The 22,084-nt window shown below is 45.9% G+C and carries 18 protein-coding genes; 10 read left to right on the forward strand and 8 right to left on the reverse strand.

Features of this window, described 5'->3' with window-relative positions:
- Nucleotides 1-7 precede the first annotated feature (7 nt).
- From fdh3B to L5M18_RS14965, 4 genes are all read left to right on the forward strand, one after another.
- Entirely contained in the window at nucleotides 8-577 is a 570-nt protein-coding gene (fdh3B, locus tag L5M18_RS14950; protein ID WP_105250558.1) for a formate dehydrogenase FDH3 subunit beta, read from the forward strand.
- A gap of 79 nt (nucleotides 578-656) precedes the next feature.
- Complete coding sequence (locus tag L5M18_RS14955) at nucleotides 657-1,640, forward strand: formate dehydrogenase subunit gamma (protein WP_263197578.1); 984 nt, start codon at nucleotides 657-659, stop codon at nucleotides 1,638-1,640.
- 450 nt (nucleotides 1,641-2,090) lie between these two features.
- A complete protein-coding gene (locus L5M18_RS14960) occupies nucleotides 2,091-3,674 on the forward strand; it encodes a methyl-accepting chemotaxis protein (RefSeq protein WP_263143244.1) in 1,584 nt (527 codons plus the stop codon).
- Between the two features lie 499 nt (nucleotides 3,675-4,173).
- Nucleotides 4,174-5,565 carry a tetratricopeptide repeat protein gene (locus tag L5M18_RS14965; protein ID WP_263197540.1) on the forward strand — a complete coding sequence of 464 codons (1,392 nt, stop codon included), beginning with the start codon at nucleotides 4,174-4,176 and terminating at the stop codon, nucleotides 5,563-5,565.
- A 72-nt stretch (nucleotides 5,566-5,637) separates the two neighbouring features.
- Here the strand turns inward: L5M18_RS14965 and L5M18_RS14970 are convergent, their stop codons facing one another.
- Nucleotides 5,638-6,549 (reverse strand): bile acid:sodium symporter family protein, encoded by a 912-nt coding sequence (locus tag L5M18_RS14970; RefSeq protein ID WP_263197541.1) that lies wholly within the window; start codon nucleotides 6,547-6,549, stop codon nucleotides 5,638-5,640.
- Between the two features lie 380 nt (nucleotides 6,550-6,929).
- On the opposite strand from L5M18_RS14970, the gene L5M18_RS14975 reads away from it, so the two are divergent.
- From L5M18_RS14975 to L5M18_RS14985, 3 genes are all read left to right on the forward strand, one after another.
- Nucleotides 6,930-8,267 carry a coproporphyrinogen III oxidase family protein gene (locus L5M18_RS14975; RefSeq protein WP_263197543.1) on the forward strand — a complete coding sequence of 446 codons (1,338 nt, stop codon included), beginning with the start codon at nucleotides 6,930-6,932 and terminating at the stop codon, nucleotides 8,265-8,267.
- Between the two features lie 132 nt (nucleotides 8,268-8,399).
- The gene (locus tag L5M18_RS14980; protein ID WP_011787794.1) at nucleotides 8,400-8,633 is read left to right on the forward strand and encodes a hypothetical protein; all 234 of its coding nucleotides are present in this window, start codon (nucleotides 8,400-8,402) and stop codon (nucleotides 8,631-8,633) included.
- Nucleotides 8,634-8,679: 46 nt separating this feature from the next.
- Nucleotides 8,680-9,621, forward strand: a complete 942-nt coding sequence (locus L5M18_RS14985) for a DUF4424 domain-containing protein (protein WP_263197545.1) — start codon at nucleotides 8,680-8,682, stop codon at nucleotides 9,619-9,621.
- A gap of 53 nt (nucleotides 9,622-9,674) precedes the next feature.
- Here L5M18_RS14985 and L5M18_RS14990 read toward each other — a convergent pair whose 3' ends face one another.
- Nucleotides 9,675-11,675, reverse strand: a complete 2,001-nt coding sequence (locus L5M18_RS14990; protein WP_263197547.1) for a ligand-gated channel protein — start codon at nucleotides 11,673-11,675, stop codon at nucleotides 9,675-9,677.
- 124 nt (nucleotides 11,676-11,799) lie between these two features.
- On the opposite strand from L5M18_RS14990, the gene L5M18_RS14995 reads away from it, so the two are divergent.
- On the forward strand, nucleotides 11,800-12,756 hold the full coding sequence (locus tag L5M18_RS14995; RefSeq protein WP_263197548.1) for a LysR family transcriptional regulator: 957 nt from the start codon (nucleotides 11,800-11,802) through the stop codon (nucleotides 12,754-12,756).
- 11 nt (nucleotides 12,757-12,767) lie between these two features.
- Here the strand turns inward: L5M18_RS14995 and L5M18_RS15000 are convergent, their stop codons facing one another.
- The 3 genes from L5M18_RS15000 to L5M18_RS15010 form a co-directional block, all read right to left on the reverse strand.
- The gene (locus L5M18_RS15000) at nucleotides 12,768-13,553 is read right to left on the reverse strand and encodes a hypothetical protein (protein WP_173248138.1); all 786 of its coding nucleotides are present in this window, start codon (nucleotides 13,551-13,553) and stop codon (nucleotides 12,768-12,770) included.
- Between the two features lie 299 nt (nucleotides 13,554-13,852).
- The gene (locus L5M18_RS15005) at nucleotides 13,853-14,791 is read right to left on the reverse strand and encodes a LysR family transcriptional regulator (protein WP_263197549.1); all 939 of its coding nucleotides are present in this window, start codon (nucleotides 14,789-14,791) and stop codon (nucleotides 13,853-13,855) included.
- A 28-nt stretch (nucleotides 14,792-14,819) separates the two neighbouring features.
- Nucleotides 14,820-15,677: a DMT family transporter gene (locus L5M18_RS15010; RefSeq protein WP_263197551.1), complete on the reverse strand. Its 858-nt coding sequence runs from the start codon at nucleotides 15,675-15,677 to the stop codon at nucleotides 14,820-14,822.
- A gap of 193 nt (nucleotides 15,678-15,870) precedes the next feature.
- Between L5M18_RS15010 and trmL the strand changes: the two genes are divergently transcribed.
- On the forward strand, nucleotides 15,871-16,335 hold the full coding sequence (gene trmL, locus L5M18_RS15015; RefSeq protein ID WP_006079682.1) for a tRNA (uridine(34)/cytosine(34)/5-carboxymethylaminomethyluridine(34)-2'-O)-methyltransferase TrmL: 465 nt from the start codon (nucleotides 15,871-15,873) through the stop codon (nucleotides 16,333-16,335).
- Between the two features lie 29 nt (nucleotides 16,336-16,364).
- Here the strand turns inward: trmL and L5M18_RS15020 are convergent, their stop codons facing one another.
- Nucleotides 16,365-16,916, reverse strand: coding sequence for a hypothetical protein (locus L5M18_RS15020; protein ID WP_263197552.1), 552 nt, complete (start codon nucleotides 16,914-16,916; stop codon nucleotides 16,365-16,367).
- A 212-nt stretch (nucleotides 16,917-17,128) separates the two neighbouring features.
- Between L5M18_RS15020 and L5M18_RS15025 the strand changes: the two genes are divergently transcribed.
- Nucleotides 17,129-19,153: an alpha/beta hydrolase family protein gene (locus L5M18_RS15025; RefSeq protein WP_263197554.1), complete on the forward strand. Its 2,025-nt coding sequence runs from the start codon at nucleotides 17,129-17,131 to the stop codon at nucleotides 19,151-19,153.
- 81 nt (nucleotides 19,154-19,234) lie between these two features.
- Here L5M18_RS15025 and L5M18_RS15030 read toward each other — a convergent pair whose 3' ends face one another.
- Together L5M18_RS15030 and L5M18_RS15035 are read right to left on the reverse strand one after the other, a co-directional pair.
- On the reverse strand, nucleotides 19,235-20,698 hold the full coding sequence (locus L5M18_RS15030; RefSeq protein ID WP_263197555.1) for a M16 family metallopeptidase: 1,464 nt from the start codon (nucleotides 20,696-20,698) through the stop codon (nucleotides 19,235-19,237).
- A complete protein-coding gene (locus L5M18_RS15035; protein WP_263197557.1) occupies nucleotides 20,695-22,026 on the reverse strand; it encodes a M16 family metallopeptidase in 1,332 nt (443 codons plus the stop codon). Before L5M18_RS15035 ends, L5M18_RS15030 begins: the two co-directional genes overlap by 4 nt.
- Between the last annotated feature and the right edge of the window lie 58 nt (nucleotides 22,027-22,084).

Below are 22,084 nucleotides of genomic sequence, written 5' to 3' on the forward strand. Positions count from 1 at the left end.
TGCCATTATGGCTACAATGAAATTTTTGTGTGATACCAAGCGCTGCATCGAATGTAACGGTTGTGTCACTGCCTGTAAAAACGAAAACGACTCCGCTCTCGAGTGGGGGATCCAACGCCGCCGCGTAGTGACAATCAACGATGGTCAACGTGGTGAAGCCTCAATCTCTGTCGCCTGTATGCATTGCTCAGATGCACCTTGTATGGCGGTTTGCCCAGCAAACTGCTTCTACAGAACCGACGACGGCATAGTGCTACACGACAAAGATGCCTGTATTGGTTGCGGTTACTGCCTGTACGCCTGTCCATTTGGCGCACCTCAGTTCCCGAAAAAAGGTGCCTTTGGTAGCCGCGGTAAGATGGATAAATGTACCTTCTGTGCCGGTGGCCCAGAAGAAAACCACTCAGATGCAGAACGCCAAAAATACGGTTCAAACCGTATTGCCGAAGGCAAACTGCCTATGTGTGCAGAACTGTGCGCGACTAAAGCCCTGTTAGCGGGTGATGCCGAAGTGGTTTCAAGCATCTTCCGTGAGCGTGTGGCTTATCGTGGTGCTAAAAACGCGGCTTGGAATTAATTCAGGTCAACAGGATCTGTTCACAGACTTAGCTTAGCGCCTATCTAGGTGGGCGCGACTAAGTGAGAGAGGATGTATGATGAACAAATGGTTCAAACACATAGGTTTAGCCATAGCACTGTTATTTAGTGCTGTGTGTATAGCCAATGGTGGTGATGAACTGGCGAATCAAGTTCAACAGTCTGATGCCCAAATTTGGGCGCAACTGAAGGATGGTGCCACGGGATACACTACCTCCCAAAGTGAGTTTCATGCTCAGCCGATCAATACCTATGATTTACGGGTATTGGAGCTGCGTAGCGACTGGTTAGCGCCCGCCTTAATGGCAGCACTATTCGGTATGATCATTATCTTTGTCCTATTTATCAAGGTGAATGGCATCTCCAAGCTGCACCATGGTTTTTCAGGCAAGTTAGTGCATCGCTGGTCTAAGTTTGATGTTTCAATCCACTGGTTAGGCGCGATTCCATGCTTACTGTTGATTTTAACAGGCTTAACCTTGCTGGCGGGTCGCTTCTTCTTCCTACCTTGGTTGGGCGAAGGCATCTGGGAAGCAATCGTCTATGGCGCGAAGCAAATCCATGACGTGATGGCGATTCCCTTCATGATAGGTTGGGCATTGATGACCACCCTATGGGCGAAAAACCAACTGCCAAAAATGTACGACGTAAAGTGGTTCATGGTAGTAGGCGGTTACATTAACTTTGGTCCGTTCAAAGGTAAGCACCCAGATGCAGGTTTTGCTAACGCGGGCGAGAAAATGTGGTTCTGGGCATTTGCCCTGTTTGGATTAGTGATTTCGGCCTCGGGCATGTTATTACTCTTCCCTAACCTGTTCGAGCCAAGCCGTACATTAAGCTTGATCGCACTGGTACTGCATTCAGTGAGCGCTATCGTGATCTGTGCTTTCTCTATCGTACACATCTTCATGGCAACTGTGATGTCAGAAGGTGGTATGGAATGTATGGTGTCAGGCTACTGTGATGAAAACTGGGCCAGCCAACATCACAACCTATGGTTTGATGAAATCAAAGCCAACGGCACGCTTAAATATAAAGAATAAGACTGGAATCTAGTTGTAGGTATTCCAAAAAATACTTAGCCACTAGCAAACGTAGAGCCCCCGTCAATCACTACTGGCGGGGGCTTTTATTTCAGCATGAGTCATCGGCTTTAAGTATATGTCTGAATTACATTTTGAATCATTTGTAGCATTTGAGTACGAGATCACAAAGACCAATTTAAATGCTAAATCACTGTAAAAAAATTGCATGCATCATAGTTATTTAATAATAAAAACAATCATATAGATAAAAATTGAATTTAAAAAACACAACATTTCGTAACTTAGCAACCAACCAGATGCAACACCAATAAAACAATTCAATTAAAAACAGCATCTTAGTAGAGATTTCCATAAAATACTCTCTTGCTGGCTAACTCACGCGCACGCTAAAATTACCTATAGCGTAATTAAATTACGCATTGCTGCTTTTTATCCTAGAAGGTCACCATGTTTAAAAATGCCAAAACCAGTACATTGACGGCATTGCCATCAGTGTTTACAAGTATCTTACTGATCATCATAGGTATTTCGTGCTATCGCAGTTTTAACGAACTCGGTGAGACCAGTAAAAGCCTAGTCGACAACACTCAGCTCGCAGAAACTTTCACTACAGTACGAGAATCCTTTTTTGAGCTGCGCTTAGCCACCTTAGTCCACAACGGTAAAGCTATCGCCGATCAACAACATAAGGTCGCACAACTTGTCTCTCAACTGACCAAATTTAATACCGACTTCATGGGCACTGATGCTCAAGCTATTCATACTCTTTTACCACAAACAGAACATTATGTTCGTCTCTACCAAGAAGAACTGGCACTCGCTAAACAAACTGGAGCAGTACCTGAGCTAACCGCTGAGCGTGCAGCGCTCGGGCCTAAGGTCAGTAATCAAATCAACCAATTAGTCGCGCTGATCACTCAGCGAAATCATGAGTTAGGCAAACAAGCTGAAGATAAAGTCACCTCAACAGAAAGTATCCTACTGGGATTGATCTTGTTCGCGATTGTAGCGTCACTCTTCAGCGCCCTCATTATGAGTAAACAACTCGTCCACATAATCAATGAGATAAAACGGGTAATGGAACGTCTTGCCCATGGCGACCTAACTCATAAAACAAATATTAAAGGACAAAATGAGCTCTGCTCACTCGCAGAAGATCTCGACAGCGTGATAGGTAATCTACGTGAAATTATGTCTGAAATTACCCAAGCCTCGGATCATATGTCCGACCAAATTGGGCAATTGAATGTACAGTCAAATGCCAATAATCATGCACTGCAAATCCACGCCGTTGAAACCGACCAAGTCGTGACAGCCATGACTGAAATGAGCGCCACGGCCCATAATGTCGCAGGTGATGCAGCATCTGCTGCCCAGTTTACTCAACAAGCAAATGCGCAAGCGGATAAATCGAAGAAAGCCGTTGAACAAGCTGCCAACACTGTGATTGCCTTGGTCGCTAAAGTCGATGTCGCTGCTGATGCGATTAATGATATGAACGAAAATACCCGTCATATCGCCGCGATTTTGAATGTAATAGGTGAAATTGCCGATCAAACCAATCTGCTAGCGCTTAATGCAGCCATCGAAGCCGCCCGTGCAGGTGAACAAGGTAGAGGCTTTGCTGTTGTCGCCGATGAAGTTCGCTCACTGGCCGCGCGCACGCAAGCAAGTACCGCAGAAATCAACCAGATGCTGGAACAACTTTATCTTGGTGCCAATGCCGCCGTAACCGCAATGGAGCAAACTAAACACAGTTGCCAACAAGCCGCCGATACCACCAATCTGGTAACGGAAAATCTCGATACCCTGACCACTTATGTGTTCGATATTAATGGGCTCAGTAATCAAATCGCCACCGCAGCAGAAGAGCAAAGTGCTGTAACCGAAGAGATAAACCGTAATCTGACGACCATTCGTGAAATGGTCGATGAACTGAATCAAAGCGGTAAAGCCACCCTCAATAGCGCAACCTCTTTGGCCGCGACGAAGGAACAACTCGTCGGCGTGGTCTCGCATTTTAAGCTTTAGATTTAGGCTCCCTGAAAAAAGCTTTTAAATCTGCGGCCTAACAACAAAAATTATTGGGCTGTCAGATTTTTAGATGAGATATAAAGCGAGTCACACACCTGCAATATAAATCGCAGCCAAGAAAACTAACCTATTATTAATACTGTATTTTTAGAAAAATTATTTATCAAAAAATGATTAAATTGATTCAGTGCCAACAGTACTAAAGCAATAATAAGAGCGTGAAGCCTATGGTTCAGGAATGAAGATACGTATTGCCCATCTCCCACTCCCACAATATTGAATACCACTAAAAAACTTCGGACTCAGCTAATAAACGATTAGCTATCGTCGGCTTCCATGTAACGCCAACACACGGCAGTGCTACCGCTGCAATTCATCCGCCTGTCCATAACACAGTGGTAAACCGCAAGGCTTGCTTGTAGCATAACAAACCACTATGTTAGCCAACTTCACTCGCACTACCGCTTACAAGTACCCGCTTAACGACAAGGATGTTATGAAGATATTCACTATTGCTACTCTCCTATTACTGTTGACCGTAAGCTTTGCAGCAACTGCAGAAAAGTCCGCGCTGGAACAGCTATTTGAGCAACAACAATACGACGCTTTCTTGCAACAAGCACAGCAGCAAGCAGCAGAGAACAATGCTGAGGCGTTATTCTTACTGGGTAAAGCCTACCATCTCGGCCGTGGCGTCACGCAAGACAATGCCACCGCCAGCCAATACTATGAACAAGCCAGAGCCTTAGGCTCGGCCCGTGCTAGCCATAATCTAGGCAGCATGGCGCTGGATAATGATAGCAAAACGCAGGCCATCCCCTTGTTAGAAGAAGCGCTGGCGCGGGGTCTTAAACTACCGACCTTATATAACCTAGGACGAGCACACAGCCCGGCAGATCCCAGCTCAAGGTTCTATCTAGCGAAAGCAATCACTGCGGCGCAGCAAGCGGGGAGTTACTTTGGGCAAGCCTTTGAACTCCAGCCCGATAACCTCTATCTGGATAATGCCTCACGCGAGTATCTGCGTGCTTATTTAATGGCGATGCAAAGTGTCGGCAACGAAAGAGAAAGCCTCGACATCCCGCAGTTACGCCAGCAAGCCATAAAGTGGCTGGAATTGGGTATGGCAGCAGATGATGGTACGGCGTGGACAAACTACGGCGCTCTGCTGTTAAATGAAAATGACTACAGCGGCGCGAAAGCCGCATTTTTACAAGGTGCTAAGCGTCAAGTTGCCATCGCTAACTATCATTTAGGCAATATGGAAGAGCGCGGTTTGGGCGCAGAAGCTGATAAAGTGCAAGCACTGGCATACTACGAGAAAGCAGCGTTAGCGGGCATGGAACAAGCTAAAACGCCCGCATATAATCTGCTTAAGGCACAACTGGAATATGAAGACGATCTCACTAAATTGGAACAGGGCATTGCCCGCTTTAATGCACTAAAACAGCAAGATCAGTATGTTCCCACCTCACTGGACTCAGTTATTCATCGGCTAGCGTGGGGTAAGTTTCTGGCACAGCAGCGACAACAGATTATTTCGCTGTCAACAGCGGCCAAAAACCAATTAAACTTGCAGGCCTGTGGTTTAGGCTACAACCAACTGCATGGCAGCACATACAATATTGGAGAAAACTCTCACTGGCGTATGGCGGCGTATCTAACCTTAGCTGACAAAATCGCCTTACCACTAGAAGGCAGAGTCGATGAACATGGCTGCGCCAGTTTAACGATTACCATGACAGATCAGCTGTATCACTTGTTACAACAAGGTGCCGTATTCGGATTACGCTTTCCCAACTACACACTGCCACTGGCATTAAGCCGGCAAGAAAATATCTTGCAGCTAACACTCATGCCTGTCGAGACCCCATTACCGGTTAATTAGTCACAGCAATTTAAGCCTGTGGCCTCGCTTGCTAGGCCACAGGAATTATCTATTTTCGACAGCAACATCTTATTAATCTTGCGATTCCCTCGCCCAATATCCCGCCAACATGGCGCCAGACAAATTATGCCATATCGAGAATATCGCGCTGGGAATGGCAGAAATGGGGCTAAAGAATTTAATACATAAAGCAGTGGCGAGACCGGAGTTTTGTAGGCCAACTTCGATAGAGATAGTTTTACAAACTGTGTGGTTAAAGCCTAATAAACGGCAACAGAAATAGCCTAAGGCGAGACCAAGACCATTATGCAAGAACACGGCAAGCAGAATAATCGGGCCAACTTTACCAAACTGATTGGCATTTAACGCCACGATAATCGTAATCGCCATCACAATTGCCAAGATAGAAATCAGTGGCAATGCAGGAGCGACTTTAGCCACCAGCGATTTAAAAAAATGATTGATAATCACGCCAACGCTGACAGGGATCAGCACAATTTTCACTAAACTCAGCAGCATATCGGCGAAGGGTATATCGAACATTTCCCCAATCAACAGCTTAATAATCAATGGTGTTAACACCACGCCCGCTAAGGTTGATAGTGCCGTCATGGTTATCGATAAAGCCACGTCGCCTTTCGCTAAATAACAGACCACGTTTGAGGCGGTGCCACCTGCAACACTGCCCACTAACACCATGCCTATGGTGAGTTCCCTATCTAATCCTAATAACAGGCTGATCAATAATGCGCTGAGCGGCATGACCGAAAATTGCAGCACGAGTCCTGTGAGTACAGCACGTTTCTGTTTGAAGGCATTAGCAAAATCCTGAAGATCTAAAGTGAGCCCCATAGATAGCATGATGATTACCAACAGCGGCACTATGGCGGATTTAAGCTCAGTAAAACAACTCGGTATCAGATAAGCTGTCATTGCGCCTATCAGTGCCAACAGCGGGAAGAAGCGGTTTACCTTTGCCAACATAGTGGGCCCTTTACATCAAGAGGTTATTTTTATCGCTCGGATGATGACAGCCGCCCCTTGGATAGACAAGCGCTAATCCGCCAGCAACAAAATGCCTAGAATGGTGATTTTCAATCTCAGCATTTAGACTGACGCGGTAAGCTAACCCCGCAAATCTACAATAAATTTCGCTAAAAAATGTATGATAAAAATGCATTCTCAATCGCTAAAACATGATCTGCTTAACAAAAAGCCCGTGATTTCCTTGTTAGGAAACCGTAACTTATAACCAGTTCACGTTTTAACAATTACATACGAGGTAGTCTTATTGCGCTAGGTGGTCGTGAATTACCTAAAGCAATTTCGGTGTTTACGGTTAGCACTCTCAGATAGGAATCGTTATGTCATCAGTTATTCAAACGCTCAGCGGCGCTATCGCAACGCCTTATCAAGCGAATATTACCGTCCCTAACTGGATGCTCGGCTCGATGGAACGGGTCATGCAGTACTATGTCGATAAGAATCTTCGCCTCGATACCCTTTCCGCAGAAATGATGCCAGCACCGGTTGAAGGCAAAAAATATATGCTATACGCACATATTCCCTTCTGCCATACCCTGTGCTCTTACTGTACCTTCCACCGTTTTATGTTTAAAGAAGACAAGGCGCGTGCCTACTTCATCTCATTACGTAAAGAGATGGAAATGGTCAAGGCCCTCGGCTATGACTTTGAATCTATGTACATTGGTGGTGGTACCACCACGGTATTAGAAGACGAATTAGCCCGTACCATAGAACACGCTAAAACCCTATTTCCTAGTATTAAAGAAGTCTCCTGCGAGTCCGATCCGCAGCATTTAGACAGCCCAGGCTTTAAACAGCTCAAAGGCTTAGTGGATCGCATGTCTATCGGCGTGCAAAGCTTTAATGACGATATTTTAAAAATGACCGACCGACTCGATAAATTCGGCACGGGTCAGCAAACCTTCGACAAGATCATGGGTGCCAAAGAGTTGTTCCCTATTATCAACGTCGACCTGATTTTTGGTTTCCGCGGCCAAACCGATGAAGTGATCCAACACGATCTCGACATGGCATCGCGCTTAGACCCAAGACAAATTACCACCTATCCGCTGATGATCACTCATCAAACCCGTAAGAGCGTTAAAGGCAAATTAGCGGCGCCGCAAGCGGATATGGCAAACCAATATCGCCAAATATTAAACAGTCTTAATGGTCAATATAATCAATTGTCTGCATGGGCATTTGGTAAAACCGATGACGAAGGATTTGACGAATACGTTATTGATTACGACGAATACTTAGGGGTAGGTTCGGGCTCATTTAGTTTCTTAAATGACACGCTTTATGTGAACACTTTCTCACTACGTAAGTACCAAGAACGCATCGCAGCGGGTCAAATGGGTGTCGAGCAACAAAAGAACTACAGCAAAAAAGACGTGATGCAATATCGCTTTTTGCTGGGCATGTTCTCCGGCCGTTTATCGCGTAAATATTTCCGCGAAACCTTTGGCGTCAATTTAGATACCGCCTTATTTAAAGAAATGACCTCGATGAAACTGATTGGCGCTATCAAAAATGACCCAACCAATCCCGACAATCTGATCGTTACCGACAACGGTAAGATGATGGGTCTATTGATGATGAAAGAGTTTTACTCAGGCATGGATAACGTGCGCGCCCAGTTGCGTAAACCGCTCAAACCCTGTGATATGTAACACTTATTGATGATTGTTGATTCATAAAGACTAAACAGGCCCTTCGAGGGCCTTTTTGTTAACTCGGTTTAAAGGTAATCTTGCCCAGTACTATTAATTGAGCACAATCCCAACAATAAAGGAGTATTCGTTATGGGTTTTAATGAACAAGAAAAACAAGCCTTATTAGCACTCAAAGGCGTTGGCCCGACGGTAATTAAACGCTTCGAAGAAATTGGCATCAGCTCACTGCAACAACTCGCCCAACACGAAGTGGATGATATTGCTAACTTAGTCGCCAGCATGCTGCGCACCACTTGCTGGAAAAATAGCCCACAAGCGCGAAATGCGATAAGTGCGGCCATCGACCTCGCCCGCGCGCAATAATCGTTCCCCATTGATACTAAAACATCCAACTAGAGTTAAGAAGTTCATGTCAGCACACTTAGCCATACCCCTTTTTGCTATAGTTTTACTCGTCTACGGAGAAACTGCCTCTGCCAACGATAGCAGTTTTGGCGATGCTAATGGCTCTATTACCTTGAAATATCAGCCTAATATCAGTATGGATAAAGAGTCCCTCTTCATCAGCGAGACCGAAGTCAGAGTCGATTATGTGTTTACCAACACCAGTTCGCAGGATCTTATCGTCCCCATCGCCTTCCCCATGCCACCGATGTTTTTTGGCTCAGCCGATCACAGCAGCATTGATAACTTCACCCTTAAAGTGAATGGCAAAACCCAGCCAACTCAGCACAGGCTTGTTGCCCAACTCGCCGATAAAACCGATATTTCAACCAAGCTGAAACAGCTTGGCTGGGGTGTAGATGAAGTCGCTTACTTTGCCGAATATGCCGAAGTCCCCAAGGGTAAACCCGCACTCCCCAAGCAATGGTTGGATGAGAACCAACAAATCGCCTTTACCCTAAGTGATTACTTTGTGTGGGAACAAACCTTTCCCGCGGGCCAATCTGTCGCTATCAGCCATAGCTACACGCCAAGCATCTCAACGGGCATCCCCGATACTGCCAGTAGTATTATTGATACTTACACTGAACTGGCCTGTTTAGATGAAAACGCCAAGCAAGGCATTAGGAAGCGCAACCTTATCGTTAAACAAGACGGTGAAGATCAGGAGATTGGCGTCGAATGGAGCCATCTTAGCTATATTTTGGTCACAGCTAATAACTGGCAAGGGTCAATTAAGGACTTCAAACTCACCCTAAAAAAATCCCAGCCCACAGATCTCATTAGCTTGTGTTTTGATGGCGAGCTTAAAAAAACTGACCCACTCACCTTTGAGTTCCAGCAAAAACAGTTCACGCCAAAGCAAGATCTCAGCGTCCTGTTTATTCGTAAACCGAATTTTGAATAATCAAAAAAGAAGCCAGCTAAGTGCTGGCTTCTTTATAACTCGCTATTTTTAATTTAAAAACTATAGGTCATACCTAACCAGTAACGGCGGCCATCTTCGATATAACCGTATTCTTCTTGGGTAATTTCCTTATCGAAGGCGTTATAAATGCCCGCACTAAATTTCAGGCTATCGTTCAACTGGTAGTTAGCCCCCAAATCCAGCAGAGTATAAGAAGGGGCGATTAAACTGCTCGATGAAGGTCCTGTCGTCGGTTGGCTCTCTTCGCCACGGTAGTTCACCCTCAACCAAGTGCTTAAATTATCAATAGGCTCGTAGTTGAAAGACGCTTGGATCAAATGCTTAGGCAATTGATTCAATGGGCTACCTTTATAAACACCTGTCTTTTGCTCCGAATCCGTATAGGTATAGTTACCTGTCAAACTCAAGTTCGAGCGAATGCGATAGTCGATACTCAGTTCAATCCCTTGGGTCACAGCTTCGTCGACGTTCACATAAGTCGTCGGATTAGAACCAAATTGATTTGGACCATCGGTACATTGAGTCGCAGGACAAGCTACACGGGTGATCTTGTCATTAAACTCGTTATAGAACACACCCGCGCTGGCGGTAATGCTCTCGGTCAGATCAGAATACAAACCTAACTCATAGTTAACTGAAGTTTCAGGTTGTAAATCTGGATTACCGTACATGTTGCCACCGCGGCTAACTTGTCCCCAGTCGGGCACTGTCTGGCGTAAACTCGGCGCCCTAAACCCTGTTGATACACCGCCCTTTAAGGTGGTGCTGTCGGTTAATCCCCACACGCCATAAACGCGCGGACTGACATGATGACCAAAGTTTTCATCATCATCCAAACGCAGCCCCATGGTCAGAGCAAAGCTATCGACAATGCGCCATTCATCCTCTGAAAACACCGACCATTGTTTGCGACTAATATCAGTTAAGTCACTCACTTGGTTACCTGTTTCGTCGGTGAGATCTTGATGGTTGAATGCTGCGCCAAAGGTCGCTGTATGACTTTGGCCTAACGTAGTGATAAGGCTAGATTGCGCATCCGTGTTAGTGATTTTCATCTTACGGGATTTATTATCAAACACTTCATGCTTGATATAGCTATCCGAAGTACCAAAGTCCCAACGACCTGTATGTGAAAGGGAGAAGGTGCTGTTTTCATATTCTGTCGTTGAAGATTCAGGGCAACCGCGACGACCACAGGCTTCGCCCGGTGCTAACGGTGTGACGGTTTTACCTAAACTGCTGTCGAGTTCTTGGTTAGAAGTACCAACTTCAAACATGATATCGTGATTTTCATTGGGTGTGAGCGCAAACCTCGCGGTCAAGTTAGTCGCATCGCGACCTCGGTAACCACCATAGATTTGATCTTCTTCACGCTGGGTATATTGACCATAAAGTTGCATCCCTAGCAGATCTTTGATCAAACCACCGTTGACGAAAAAGTTGCCTTGATACACATTTCCCGAGTCAGACTTTTCCTGCAAAGTGCTGTCGAGTCGCACCTCACCCTGCCACTCGTTTGGCACTTTGCGAGTGATAATGTTAATTACCCCACCAATGGCATCCGAACCATAAAGTGACGACATAGGCCCACGAACGATCTCAATTCTATCGATAGCAGCCAATGGTGGCGTCCAAGCGCCTTCAACGCCTGGGCCGTCACTGTTGGTCCGTGTCTCGCGCGAGGATTGGCGTTTACCATCCACTAAAATTAACGTGTATTGGCTACCCATGCCCCGCAGACTGATATCCTGACGGTCTGCACCGCCCGTAATCACCACGCCGGGCACTTCTAACATGGCATCGGTTAAGTCGCGGTAGAAACGGTTATCCAGATCCTCACGGGTGATCACGCTGATAGAAGCCGGCGCATCGCGAATTTGCTGTTCAAATCCCGATGCAGTCACCACGATTCTTTCCATCATCTTTTCTTTATCTGACGCGGTATCCGCAAGGGCATTAGTTACTGGTACTGTGGGCAACAAACATAAAGCGGTGATCACTTGAGCGAGGTACTTCTTACGACTTAACAACATAACCGACAAGTCTCCATTGAGCAAAGATTGTAAATGAGAACAATTTTCAATACGGCAATGTATCTCTATGTTACAATCAGCTCAAGTTAGACTTTAGGTATTCACTTGTAAGAGTTACTTAAAAATGAATAAAAACATGATCAAAGGGATGATCGTTTTTGCGACAATCGCAGAAAAGGGCTCAATGAGTGCCGCAGCGCAGCAATTAAATCTCAGCTCGTCGGCGGTAAGTCAGCAAGTGACCAAGCTCGAAATGGACATGGGGATCAGCCTGTTCCACCGCAATACCCGCAACCTCACACTCACCGAAGCGGGCAGTTTGTTCTATGAGAATTGCCGCAAGGTCATAGCGATAGTCGAAAGCACAGAGCAGAAACTTAATAACTTGAAAGGTATTCCATCAGGGGAATTAAAGATTGCCGCGCCTATAGGATTTGGCGGCGGCCTGTTAAGCGAACCTTTTAATTACCTGTTGGCAGCACATCCACAGATAAGTTTGAATTTACTGCTGCAAGATGGCCCGATAGATATAGTCAACGACGGTATCGATCTGGCGATTTGCATCGGCCCCTTATCGGATTCCAACCTAATTGCCCGCCATTTAGCCGATTGGCGTATGTTACTGTGCGCCTCACCTAATTATCTGCCAATGCATAAAAACCTTAGCCACCCAAAGGAATTAACTGAATTAAATCGGATCTATCACACTTATGCTAAAGGCGATATCTTAACCCACGCCTTCAGCCAAGAGTGTTTTGAACTGACAAGCCAGCGAATTAGCGTCAACAATATGCAGGCGTTAATTCAACTCACACTCGATGGTCTAGGATTTGCCGCCCTGCCCGAACCTGAAGTACACAAATACCTCGAAAGCGGCCAACTGGTCACCCTATTACCCGAATGGTCACTCAATACCTACAGTGTTTATAGCGTAACGTCGGCGCGAGATAAGCAGCCCGCAAAAGTGAAAGAAGCGCTCAATGCACTTAGCCAATACTTTAGTCAGGCAGATTTTACAGATAATTATCATAATCGTGCTCCTGCACTCAACAATATGCTATTCGATATGAATTTAAATTGATAAAAACTAATTTACAATTCTTTATTAAGCATGTTAGCTAGAGCTTGTAAATTAATAGGTGTCACTTTTATAATACCTTTCCCTGGAGCATCTATTTCAGCAATCATCAAGAATGATAATGAAATCATTGCAGGTAATATAAATAACAAACCTAACTTCCCTTTAACTTTCCTTGCATTATAACCAATCAATATATTGCAATTAATTGCAATAACCACCAATAAAATCCAAGCGGCTAATGGAATTTGATGACGCCATCCAGCAAAGGTTTTCTGTTGAGCTAGTACAATTTCGTTAATACTGGCAATCACTAATGAGGTCACAGGAGTCTGTTTCTGGGTAGTTTCATGCACCGCTGTTTCCCATAATACTTTCTGCAAATCCAACACTTTCATCCTAATAAAATCAATACCTTCAGGCGATTGTGCATCATAAATATTAATTCGTTGCTGTAAATATTCTCGTAGTGTGGCCTTCATTAAATCACGGCTTGATTCAGTCAATAAATCTGCTCGCATAAAACCAGTACGAATAACAAAAGCCTCATACTCTTCCGCTGCCTGCCGACTATTGAAGCCACTTATTGACATCGATAACGTAAAACCAATAATTAAACCAAGAAGAGATAAAGTAGCTCCTAGTATTACTCTAAAATCTTCATCGCCCTCATTATTACTAACGCCCTTCCTACCGATAACTTTTTTCCCAATCCAAGCAGACAGAAATAGCACTATAAATGAACCTAAAAACAATCCAATTGAATATAAAGTTAAACCAAAAAATTGAATATCAAGCAAAGTTTCAACCTATTTAATCATAATAAAACTTAAACCTATGTAATAAAAAAGAGAACCATCTCTTCTAAATAAATTATAGGCCTTCGAAAATTACCTTCGAGAAGTTTAGCCCCGAGGTCCATAGCTATAAATTTAACCAACTCGCAAAGGTGGTGCTCTGGCATTATATTTACTTATCTATTATTTACAGTAGTCAAAATCCAATTAAGATATTTCCTACAAAAAAACAAGATGCCACTGGGACGATGAACTTAAATCAACCATTAAAAACAGGGAGGGAAACGATACAAGATATTAATTTATAATGATAAATTATTATCTCGCACTTGGCTAATAATCAACTCTCGTAGCCATTTATGGCTCAAGTCGTGTTCGAAGTGTTTGTGCCACATCAATAAATACGCACCGGGGATCAGCTTGATGGGTGATGGTAAAGACTGAAGCTCAAAAGACTTCATCACAGCCAAGGCATAGCGTGAAGGTGCGCAGAGGATTAAATCGCTCTGTTCACACAGGGTGAGAGCACTCTGAAAGTCGGTCATATTCACGGCAATATCCCGTTTACGGCCCTCGAGTTGTAACACATCATCCAGCAACCAATGCTCTAAACCGCCAAAGGCCACTTGCAGATGGCGATAACTCAAGAAGATATCTAAATTCCACTCTTGTGTTAACGCCGGATGATCACGACGCATCAAACACACTGGATAATCCTGCACTAACTCAACATGGCATAAGTCATCGGGAATATTATTCACATGCATGCGCGAGCGCTCGTCCCACTCGCGACAACCTATGGCTAAGTCGATGTCGCAGCGCAGTAATCTGTCCATGGTATCGAGTCGCCACGTTTGGCAATTGAGACTCACACCGGGCGCTTGGGTGAGCAACATGGGCATAAAATGGGGAAAGGTCAGTGAATAGGTGGTTTCGACCAAATGCATTCTAAACTGTCGTTGGCTCAAGGCGGGTTCGAAGGTGTCCGGCCGAGTAAATTGCGCCAATTGCTGTAAGCATTGGCGCAACTCAGGCGCGAGTGATAAAGCCTTGGGCGTCGGCTTTAGGCCGTAGGCGGTTCGCTCAAATAAAGGATCATCAAACACTTCCCTCAGACGTGTGAGCTGTTTACTCACCGCCGACTGGCTCAAATGCAACCGCGCAGCAGCGGCGGTCACGCTTTGCTCCTCAAGTAGAATTTCGAGTACGGGCAGTAAATTCAGATCCAAACGTTTTAGCATCTATGCCTCATTCACCCCAAAATAATGACTAGGGTTGCACTTTTTTAAATGGATTTAACCTTAAATTCTGTGGCAATTTCATCAATAACAGCGACAGTAATATCACACCTATCCCCGCCCACTGACGCATGTCTAAAGTTTCCCCCACAATCATGACCCCTAATGATACGGCAACCACAGGGTTGACTAAAGCGACCATACCCATGATTTCTGGTCCTAAGTTTCGCATAGACCACAGCCAAGCCCAATAGGCAACGGCGGTGTTGGCAATCACTAACCATATCAGTGAAGGTACAAGCGTCATACTCGGTAGCTGCGGTGGCCCTGCCATAAACCAAGCCAGTGGGATCAGCATCAAACCGCCCAATAATAGCTGCCACGCGGTCAGCACTAAAAAGTCACCCACATCCCACTTTTGCATCCAGCGAGAAGAAAAGGCAATTAACGTCGTGGCACTCAGCATGCAAAGTACGCCGATAGGATCGAGATCCGCCGAAGGGTTAAGCAGTAAAATGACCCCACCTAATCCCATCAAACCTAATAATAACCACTTCATTCCTGGGCGTTTTTTATCAATGAGCCAAGCCAGTATTAAGAAGATGAGCGGCAGAGTAGCCCCTAAGGTTCCCGCCACCGCGCCCGGCAAACGATACGCGCCGATAAATAGCAAAGTGAAGAAGGCACCGATATTACAAAAAGCCAGCAAACCAAGCTTTGACCAAACCAAAGTTGGCAAACGAGGACGCAGCATCAGCATTAATATCCCCGCAGGCAAGGCACGCCACACGGCTACCCAGTAGGGCGACATGTCATGTAAGTAGAGACTCACTAACGCATAGGTCGTCCCCCAAAATACAGGAGCGAGTAACGCAATAATAAAGGGCATAATGACTTCTTAAAAAGTATCTTGATGTTGAGATATATTACTTTGAGATAATAAAACAGGCAAGCCTTGAGATAACAATTCCACCTATCACAACCTCTATTGCATGAACTTAGCCAAATCCACCCACAACAGACACTGCGCTTGGGCACAGTTTGCCGTATAATCGGCCGTCATTTTCTACAGGCGGGCCAGTATGTTCCATATCGCACTCTATGAGCCAGAAATCGCACCTAACACAGGTAATATCATTCGCCTTTGCGCAAACAATGGCTGCCAGCTGCATTTGATTGAGCCATTAGGTTTTGATCTAGAAGAGAAAAAGCTACGCCGCGCGGGTTTGGACTATGCCGACTTAACCAATGTGACTCGCCATAAAGACTTCGATGCTTTCCTCGAAGCCATGGCAGGCAAGCGCATTATGGCCTGCACCACTAAGGGGAGTCGCCCGCATACAGAGCTGAGTTTTGCCAAAGACGATGTGCTGCTATTCGGCCCAGAAACCCGAGGTTTACCGATGGCGATTATCGAATCCATCCCCACTGAGCAGAGACTACGCATCCCCATGGCGGCCACCAGCCGTAGCTTGAATCTGTCTAATGCGGTGGCAATTATCAGCTATGAAGCATGGCGCCAACTGGATTTTGCTGGCGCACTTTAAGCGCTATTGAAGGTAAATCGGATTAGCGACTAAGGAGATGGCGCGACTGGCGTCATCTCTATCCCGCGAAAAAGCTGATAGCGATCAACATCATCGTCTAAATATTGAATATTCTGCGTCCATTGCCATGCGTTAGCTTGAGCACCCGCCCCCTTTGCCTCAAACAGTAATTGAATTAACGCAGACCGGGCAGTCACCACGCCCTCACCCAGCAAAGAATAATCGCCATTTTGACGATATAAGCTAAAGACTTGCTGCTTCTCTTGGGACACGCCATCGTAATAGGTCAACAACACTTGCTCGCCCTGTTCCCTAAACCACCAGGTTTCACTATAGGGCGCACGCGTGCCAACACTCACAGACAATAACAGCTGCCGCTTATCATGGGAGCAAAATCCGGTGACAGTCACTTTTCGTGGCACTTCCCCCACTTTGGCGGCATCGCCTCCCCATTGACCAGTAAACTGAGGGCAAAACTCACTAAAACTTACCCTAGCCGCGTGCGCAGCCAGAGGAATAGCAGCACTCAGTGCAATTGCCACTCCCCATAATAGTCTTAATCGGTTGATTTTATTCTGCATCTACCTAGTCCTCAGCCGAAATATCACCCTAGATTAGCCTGTAATTCTGTCATCAACAAATCACAATTAGCCGACAACTATTCACAGATGCTTACACAAAGCGTCCCGCTATGAGTTATCACTCAGTTTGCTTTCATGCTCGGTTTCTATACTCTCGAATCTGCACCACAAATAAAATCATTATAACTATATGTATGATAAGGAGACTCACAGTGAAGAAGACAGGAATCTTATTGCTCTGTCTGTTGATGCCATTCGGCTCAGCATTTGCGGAGCACAAACCGCTCTCGGTGGAATTGCTCTGGCAACTTAAGCGTATTGGTAGCCCAGTCGTATCGCCCTCTGGTGAGCATATTATTGCGCCAGTCACAGAATATAATCTGAAGGAAGATAAAGGTTCGACCCAGTTATGGCGTTTTGATGGCGAAGGTAAAAATAATCGTGCTATTACAGTCAAAGGGTTAAAGGTAAGTGAGCCCGTGTTTTCGCCCGACGGCAAAACCTTGGCCTTTGTGAGTGAGCGAAATGAAGACGACGCAGGCCAAATCTACCTATTGCCTATGGACGGTCCGGGTGAAGCGCAGCGCTTAACCGACATACCTACTGGCGTAAATGGTATTAAATGGGTTGGCAAGCATTTGTATTTCATCAGCAATATATTCCCAAATCAAACATGGGACGAGATGAAGACCCAACTAAAAGCCGACGAAGACAATAAGGTCTCCGCTCGCCAGTGGAACGCTTTGCCCTACGCTCAGTTTGATCACTGGTTAGATGAACGTCGCCAAGCCCATGTATTTAGGCTCCCCGCTTCGGGCGGCGAAGTCGAAGCCGTGACGCAAGCACTCGGCCATGAGTTACCACGCTCGAGCCAAAGCAGTTCAAGTTACGATATTTCGCCTAATGAACGCTTAATTGCCTTCAGTACTTATGGCTCAGACAACCGTATCGACCCTAAACTGGATATTTTCCTTGCGACGATTGGCAGTGGTAAAGCAGAGAATATCACCCCAGAAAATCAAGCCGCAGATGCTGATCCCAGCTTTAGCCCCAATGGCAAAACGCTGGCTTTTACCCGTCAGAAAATCCCTGGTTTCTATGCCGATACTTCAAGGCTGATGTTACTGGATATCGATAGCCGTAAACTTAATACGCTAACACCTGAGTGGGATCGTTCGGTCAGCCAATTTAATTGGACCCCCGACAGTAAAGGCTTTTATGCCACCATCGAAGATGCCGCCACTAACCGCATTTATCATATCGATGCCAAAAACGGTAAAGTCAAAGCTATTACAGAGGCAACTGACTTTGGCCAACCCGCCATAGGTAAAGACGGTGAACTGATTGCCACCAACGAGAGCTTTTTGCACCCAGCGCGCTTGGTCAGCATTAATCCCCGCAATGGTAAGACGGTACGCCTAGAGAATTTTAATGACGATATTCTCAAAGATGTTGATTTAGGCACTTACGAATCAGTGACCTACAAGGGATATCAAGATCAAGATATTCAAATGTGGGTTCACTATCCCCCCGGATTCGATCGCAGTAAAAAATATCCCCTCTTTATGCTGGTTCACGGCGGGCCACATAACGCCATTACCGACGGTTTCCATTACCGTTGGAACGCACAAACCTTCGCCTCTTGGGGATATGTCACTGCTTGGCCAAACTTCCATGGTTCTAGCGGCTTCGGACAAGCGTTTGCCGATGCGATTAACCCAGATTGGAAGAATAAATCCCTCGAAGATGTGCTCAAGGCAGCCGACTGGTTTAAACAACAAAGCTGGATAGACAGCGACCGCATGGTGGCGGGTGGTGCAAGTTACGGTGGTTATCTGACCTCAATTATTTTAGGTCAACCACATCCCTTTAAAGCCTTGTTGATCCACGCTGCGGTTTACGACATGTATTCACAAATGGCGTCGGATTTTGCCGTCCACAGCACTCGATTTGGCAACTACTGGGATAATCCTGAACTGTATAAAGCCATTTCTCCGCATTACTTTGCGGCTAACTTTAACACTCCGACCTTAGTCAGCCACGGTCAGCTCGACTACCGGGTACCAGTGGGGCAAGGGTTTGAACTGTTCCGCACCCTGCAAACTCGCAATGTGGAATCACGGATGATTTATTTCCCCGATGAAAACCATTGGGTTATGAAACCCAATAACTCTATCTATTGGTATAACCAAGTGAAGGATTGGATGACCCATTATGCTAAGCCGGGTGGACAATAAACGCTAAACCTAGAACAGAAAAGCAAAAGGTCTGCACTATGCAGACCTTTTCTTTATTGAATCAAGCCTCGCAATGATAGCTTATTGGCCAAATCCCGTGGCTTTAATATCGACAGTTTGCACTTTGCCGTACTTAGCAGCAATAGGTGCAATCTTAGCCGCATTGCCAATCAGCACAAATTGCAGATCTTTTTGCGGGAAGTAAGTTTTCACTAACCTTTGGGTTTCTTCTAAGGTCAAACCATCCACCTTAGCTTGGAACTCATTGATAAACTTATCATCGAAGCCGTATAGATACATGCCAGACAACAATCCCGCCAGCTGACCTGAGGTTTCAAACTGAGGCGGGAACTGACCCTTAACGTAGGCTTTAGCCGAATCTAAGGTCGCTTGATCTACACCTTTTTCCCATAAACGTGCATAGGTTTTTAAGGCTAAATCCATCGCTTCTTGAGTGGTTTCCGTCTTAGTGAAAGTGCTGATTGTGAATACGCCCGAATCGGTATAAGGGCTAAAACCTGAGCGTGCGCCATAGGTTAAGCCTGCGTTCACCCGCAGCTCGTCGTTAAGCCAAGAGGTAAAACGACCACCTAGAATAGTGTTCACTACCGTTAAACCTACATAGTCTGGATTGTCACGACTAATACCTAAGCCCCCGATCACAAAAGTAGTTTCGATTGCATCGGGTTTATCCACCAGCAAGACTTTGGCCTCAGTCAACTGAGGCAAACCTTGGTTTAAATCAGGTTGTACCAGTTTTTCGCTGCCTTGCCACTGACCAAAGGCTTGCGTCAGCTTGGCTTTCATCGTCGCCACATCAAAGTCACCCACGACAGTTATCGCGGTATTGGAAGGTTGATAGTAACTCTTATGGAAGGCGCGCAGTTGCGGCACGGTTACTTGTTCAAGCGAATCGCTGTTACCCGAAGCCGCATTACCATAAGGATGTGCACCAAATACGAGCTTATCAAAATAGCGACCAATTACCGCCCGCGGGCTTTCTTTATCCTGCTGCAGCCCAGCAATCGCGCGCTGTTTGAGCTTATCAAACTCGGCGGCATCAAAGTCAGGCGTTAACATCGCCGCGCTAAATAAGCCCAGCATCAAGTCAATGTCCTTCGCCATAAAGTCAGCACTCAGATAACTGCCTTCCTTATCCGCTTCGGCCACTAAGCTTGCGCCGAGAAAATCCACTTGCTGCTCGATATCCGCCTTAGATTTCCCCGCCGCACCTAACAGCAAGCCTTCTGCTGTCATTTGTGCCACGCCTGCGGTGGTGTCATTCACTGCACCGGCGCGTACCACGGCATTTAAGGTAATTAACGGCACTTCGCGCTGCGGCATTAAGTACACAGTTAAGCCGTTATCTAACACAAACTTATCGTAACTTGGCATCGCAAAGCTGCCAGTATCGACCCGTTTTGGTGCCGATGTCGTAGCACAACCCGCTAAGGCTAAACTTGTGCCTAGGGCTAATGCGGCCATTAACTTAGACGATTTCCCAAGTGATGCCATCTTAAGTGATTTCACTGCTGTCGATTTCATAGGGAAGACTCCTCGGTTGCCGCCAGCACAGCCACAGTGCGATTCGATTTACGTAAGTAGGTTTGGGCAACTCGTTGAATATCCGCAGGCGTCACCTTGTTATAGGCTTCAGGTGCATTAAATAACTTGTCGTAACTACCAAAATACATCTCATAGGTGCCTATGGTATTAGCCTTACCATTAATGGTTTCCATAGAACGATAAAAATCCATCAACTTGATATTTTTAACTTTATCCAATTCTTGCTGAGTAACGCCAGTTGTCGCAATCGCATCGATTTGTTCAATCAACGCACGCTCCAGCGTCGAGGCTTTCACCTCAGGCGTGGCAACGCCCATCACATAGAAGAGGTTAGGATCGACCGACATCGGCATGTAGGTTTGCGCTTCTAAGGCCACTTGTTTATCAACCAATGATTGATATAAACGCGAGCTATTACCTTGGCTTAGAATCGAGCTTAATAAGTCCAGCGCATAAAAATCCGCATGGGTTGCCGCCGGAATATGGTACGCCAGCATTACGTTAGGTGTGCTGACCGATGCCTTTTGCACAAAGGTGCGACGCTCACCCTTTTGCTCAGGTTCGACAGTGCGAATCGCTTTAGGCGGAGTCTGTGCCGGAATAGGCGCAAAGTACTTGTCTGCCAAGGCTTTTACTTGGGCAAGCTTTACATCACCGGCAATCACGACCACGGCATTGTTCGGCGCATAATAGGTTTTATGGTACTGGACTAAATCTTCCAGCGACCAAGCGGCGATATCCGACTCGTGACCGATCACCGACCAAGAATAAGGGTGGGCTAAAAATGCCACGCCTTTGATTTCGCCTTCGAGGGCATTCCAGTTAGAGTTTTCTAAGCCAGTGGAACGCTCCGACTGCACTACGCCACGTTCGCTATCGACCATGACTTGGTTGATATCTAAGTTAGCGATGCGGTCAGCCTCGAGATCGAACATAGTTTCGAGCGCATTGGCGGGGAACCAATCGGTATAAACCGTCATGTCTTCAGTGGTATACGCATTGTTCGCGCCACCGGCGGCTTCCATAGTACGGTCGAACATTTTTGGGCCGTACTTTTTCGAACCGTTGAACATCATGTGTTCGAAAAAGTGCGAAATACCAGTAATGCCGGGCACTTCGTTACGTGAACCGACCTTCCAAAATAAATACATGTTGGCATTGGGAATAGAGGCATCTTCTAGCACCATGATTTTCATGCCGTTATCTAGCGTGAAACTCTTAATGTCTTCTGCCGTGGTGGCCTGTGCTTGGCTTAGGGGGTTCAAAAGTCCCATGGCCAACACCAGAGCCGATAGCGTGCGCTTCATCTTGTTCGCTCCTTGCTGTAAATATCCACATATAGAGGTAAATTGTTTAACAAATCAA

It is taken from the genome of Shewanella sp. SM20 (assembly GCF_025654545.1).
Lineage (GTDB): Bacteria > Pseudomonadota > Gammaproteobacteria > Enterobacterales > Shewanellaceae > Shewanella > Shewanella oncorhynchi.

Coding starts and splice junctions, on each gene's coding strand:
- fdh3B (WP_105250558.1), top strand. CDS start 8: ATGGCTACAATGAAATTTTTGTGTGATACCAAGCGCTGCATCGAATGT.
- L5M18_RS14955 (WP_263197578.1), top strand. CDS start 657: ATGAACAAATGGTTCAAACACATAGGTTTAGCCATAGCACTGTTATTT.
- L5M18_RS14960 (WP_263143244.1), top strand. CDS start 2,091: ATGTTTAAAAATGCCAAAACCAGTACATTGACGGCATTGCCATCAGTG.
- L5M18_RS14965 (WP_263197540.1), top strand. CDS start 4,174: ATGAAGATATTCACTATTGCTACTCTCCTATTACTGTTGACCGTAAGC.
- L5M18_RS14970 (WP_263197541.1), bottom strand. CDS start 6,549: ATGTTGGCAAAGGTAAACCGCTTCTTCCCGCTGTTGGCACTGATAGGC.
- L5M18_RS14975 (WP_263197543.1), top strand. CDS start 6,930: ATGTCATCAGTTATTCAAACGCTCAGCGGCGCTATCGCAACGCCTTAT.
- L5M18_RS14980 (WP_011787794.1), top strand. CDS start 8,400: ATGGGTTTTAATGAACAAGAAAAACAAGCCTTATTAGCACTCAAAGGC.
- L5M18_RS14985 (WP_263197545.1), top strand. CDS start 8,680: ATGTCAGCACACTTAGCCATACCCCTTTTTGCTATAGTTTTACTCGTC.
- L5M18_RS14990 (WP_263197547.1), bottom strand. CDS start 11,675: ATGTTGTTAAGTCGTAAGAAGTACCTCGCTCAAGTGATCACCGCTTTA.
- L5M18_RS14995 (WP_263197548.1), top strand. CDS start 11,800: ATGAATAAAAACATGATCAAAGGGATGATCGTTTTTGCGACAATCGCA.
- L5M18_RS15005 (WP_263197549.1), bottom strand. CDS start 14,791: ATGCTAAAACGTTTGGATCTGAATTTACTGCCCGTACTCGAAATTCTA.
- L5M18_RS15010 (WP_263197551.1), bottom strand. CDS start 15,677: ATGCCCTTTATTATTGCGTTACTCGCTCCTGTATTTTGGGGGACGACC.
- trmL (WP_006079682.1), top strand. CDS start 15,871: ATGTTCCATATCGCACTCTATGAGCCAGAAATCGCACCTAACACAGGT.
- L5M18_RS15020 (WP_263197552.1), bottom strand. CDS start 16,916: ATGCAGAATAAAATCAACCGATTAAGACTATTATGGGGAGTGGCAATT.
- L5M18_RS15030 (WP_263197555.1), bottom strand. CDS start 20,698: ATGAAATCGACAGCAGTGAAATCACTTAAGATGGCATCACTTGGGAAA.
- L5M18_RS15035 (WP_263197557.1), bottom strand. CDS start 22,026: ATGAAGCGCACGCTATCGGCTCTGGTGTTGGCCATGGGACTTTTGAAC.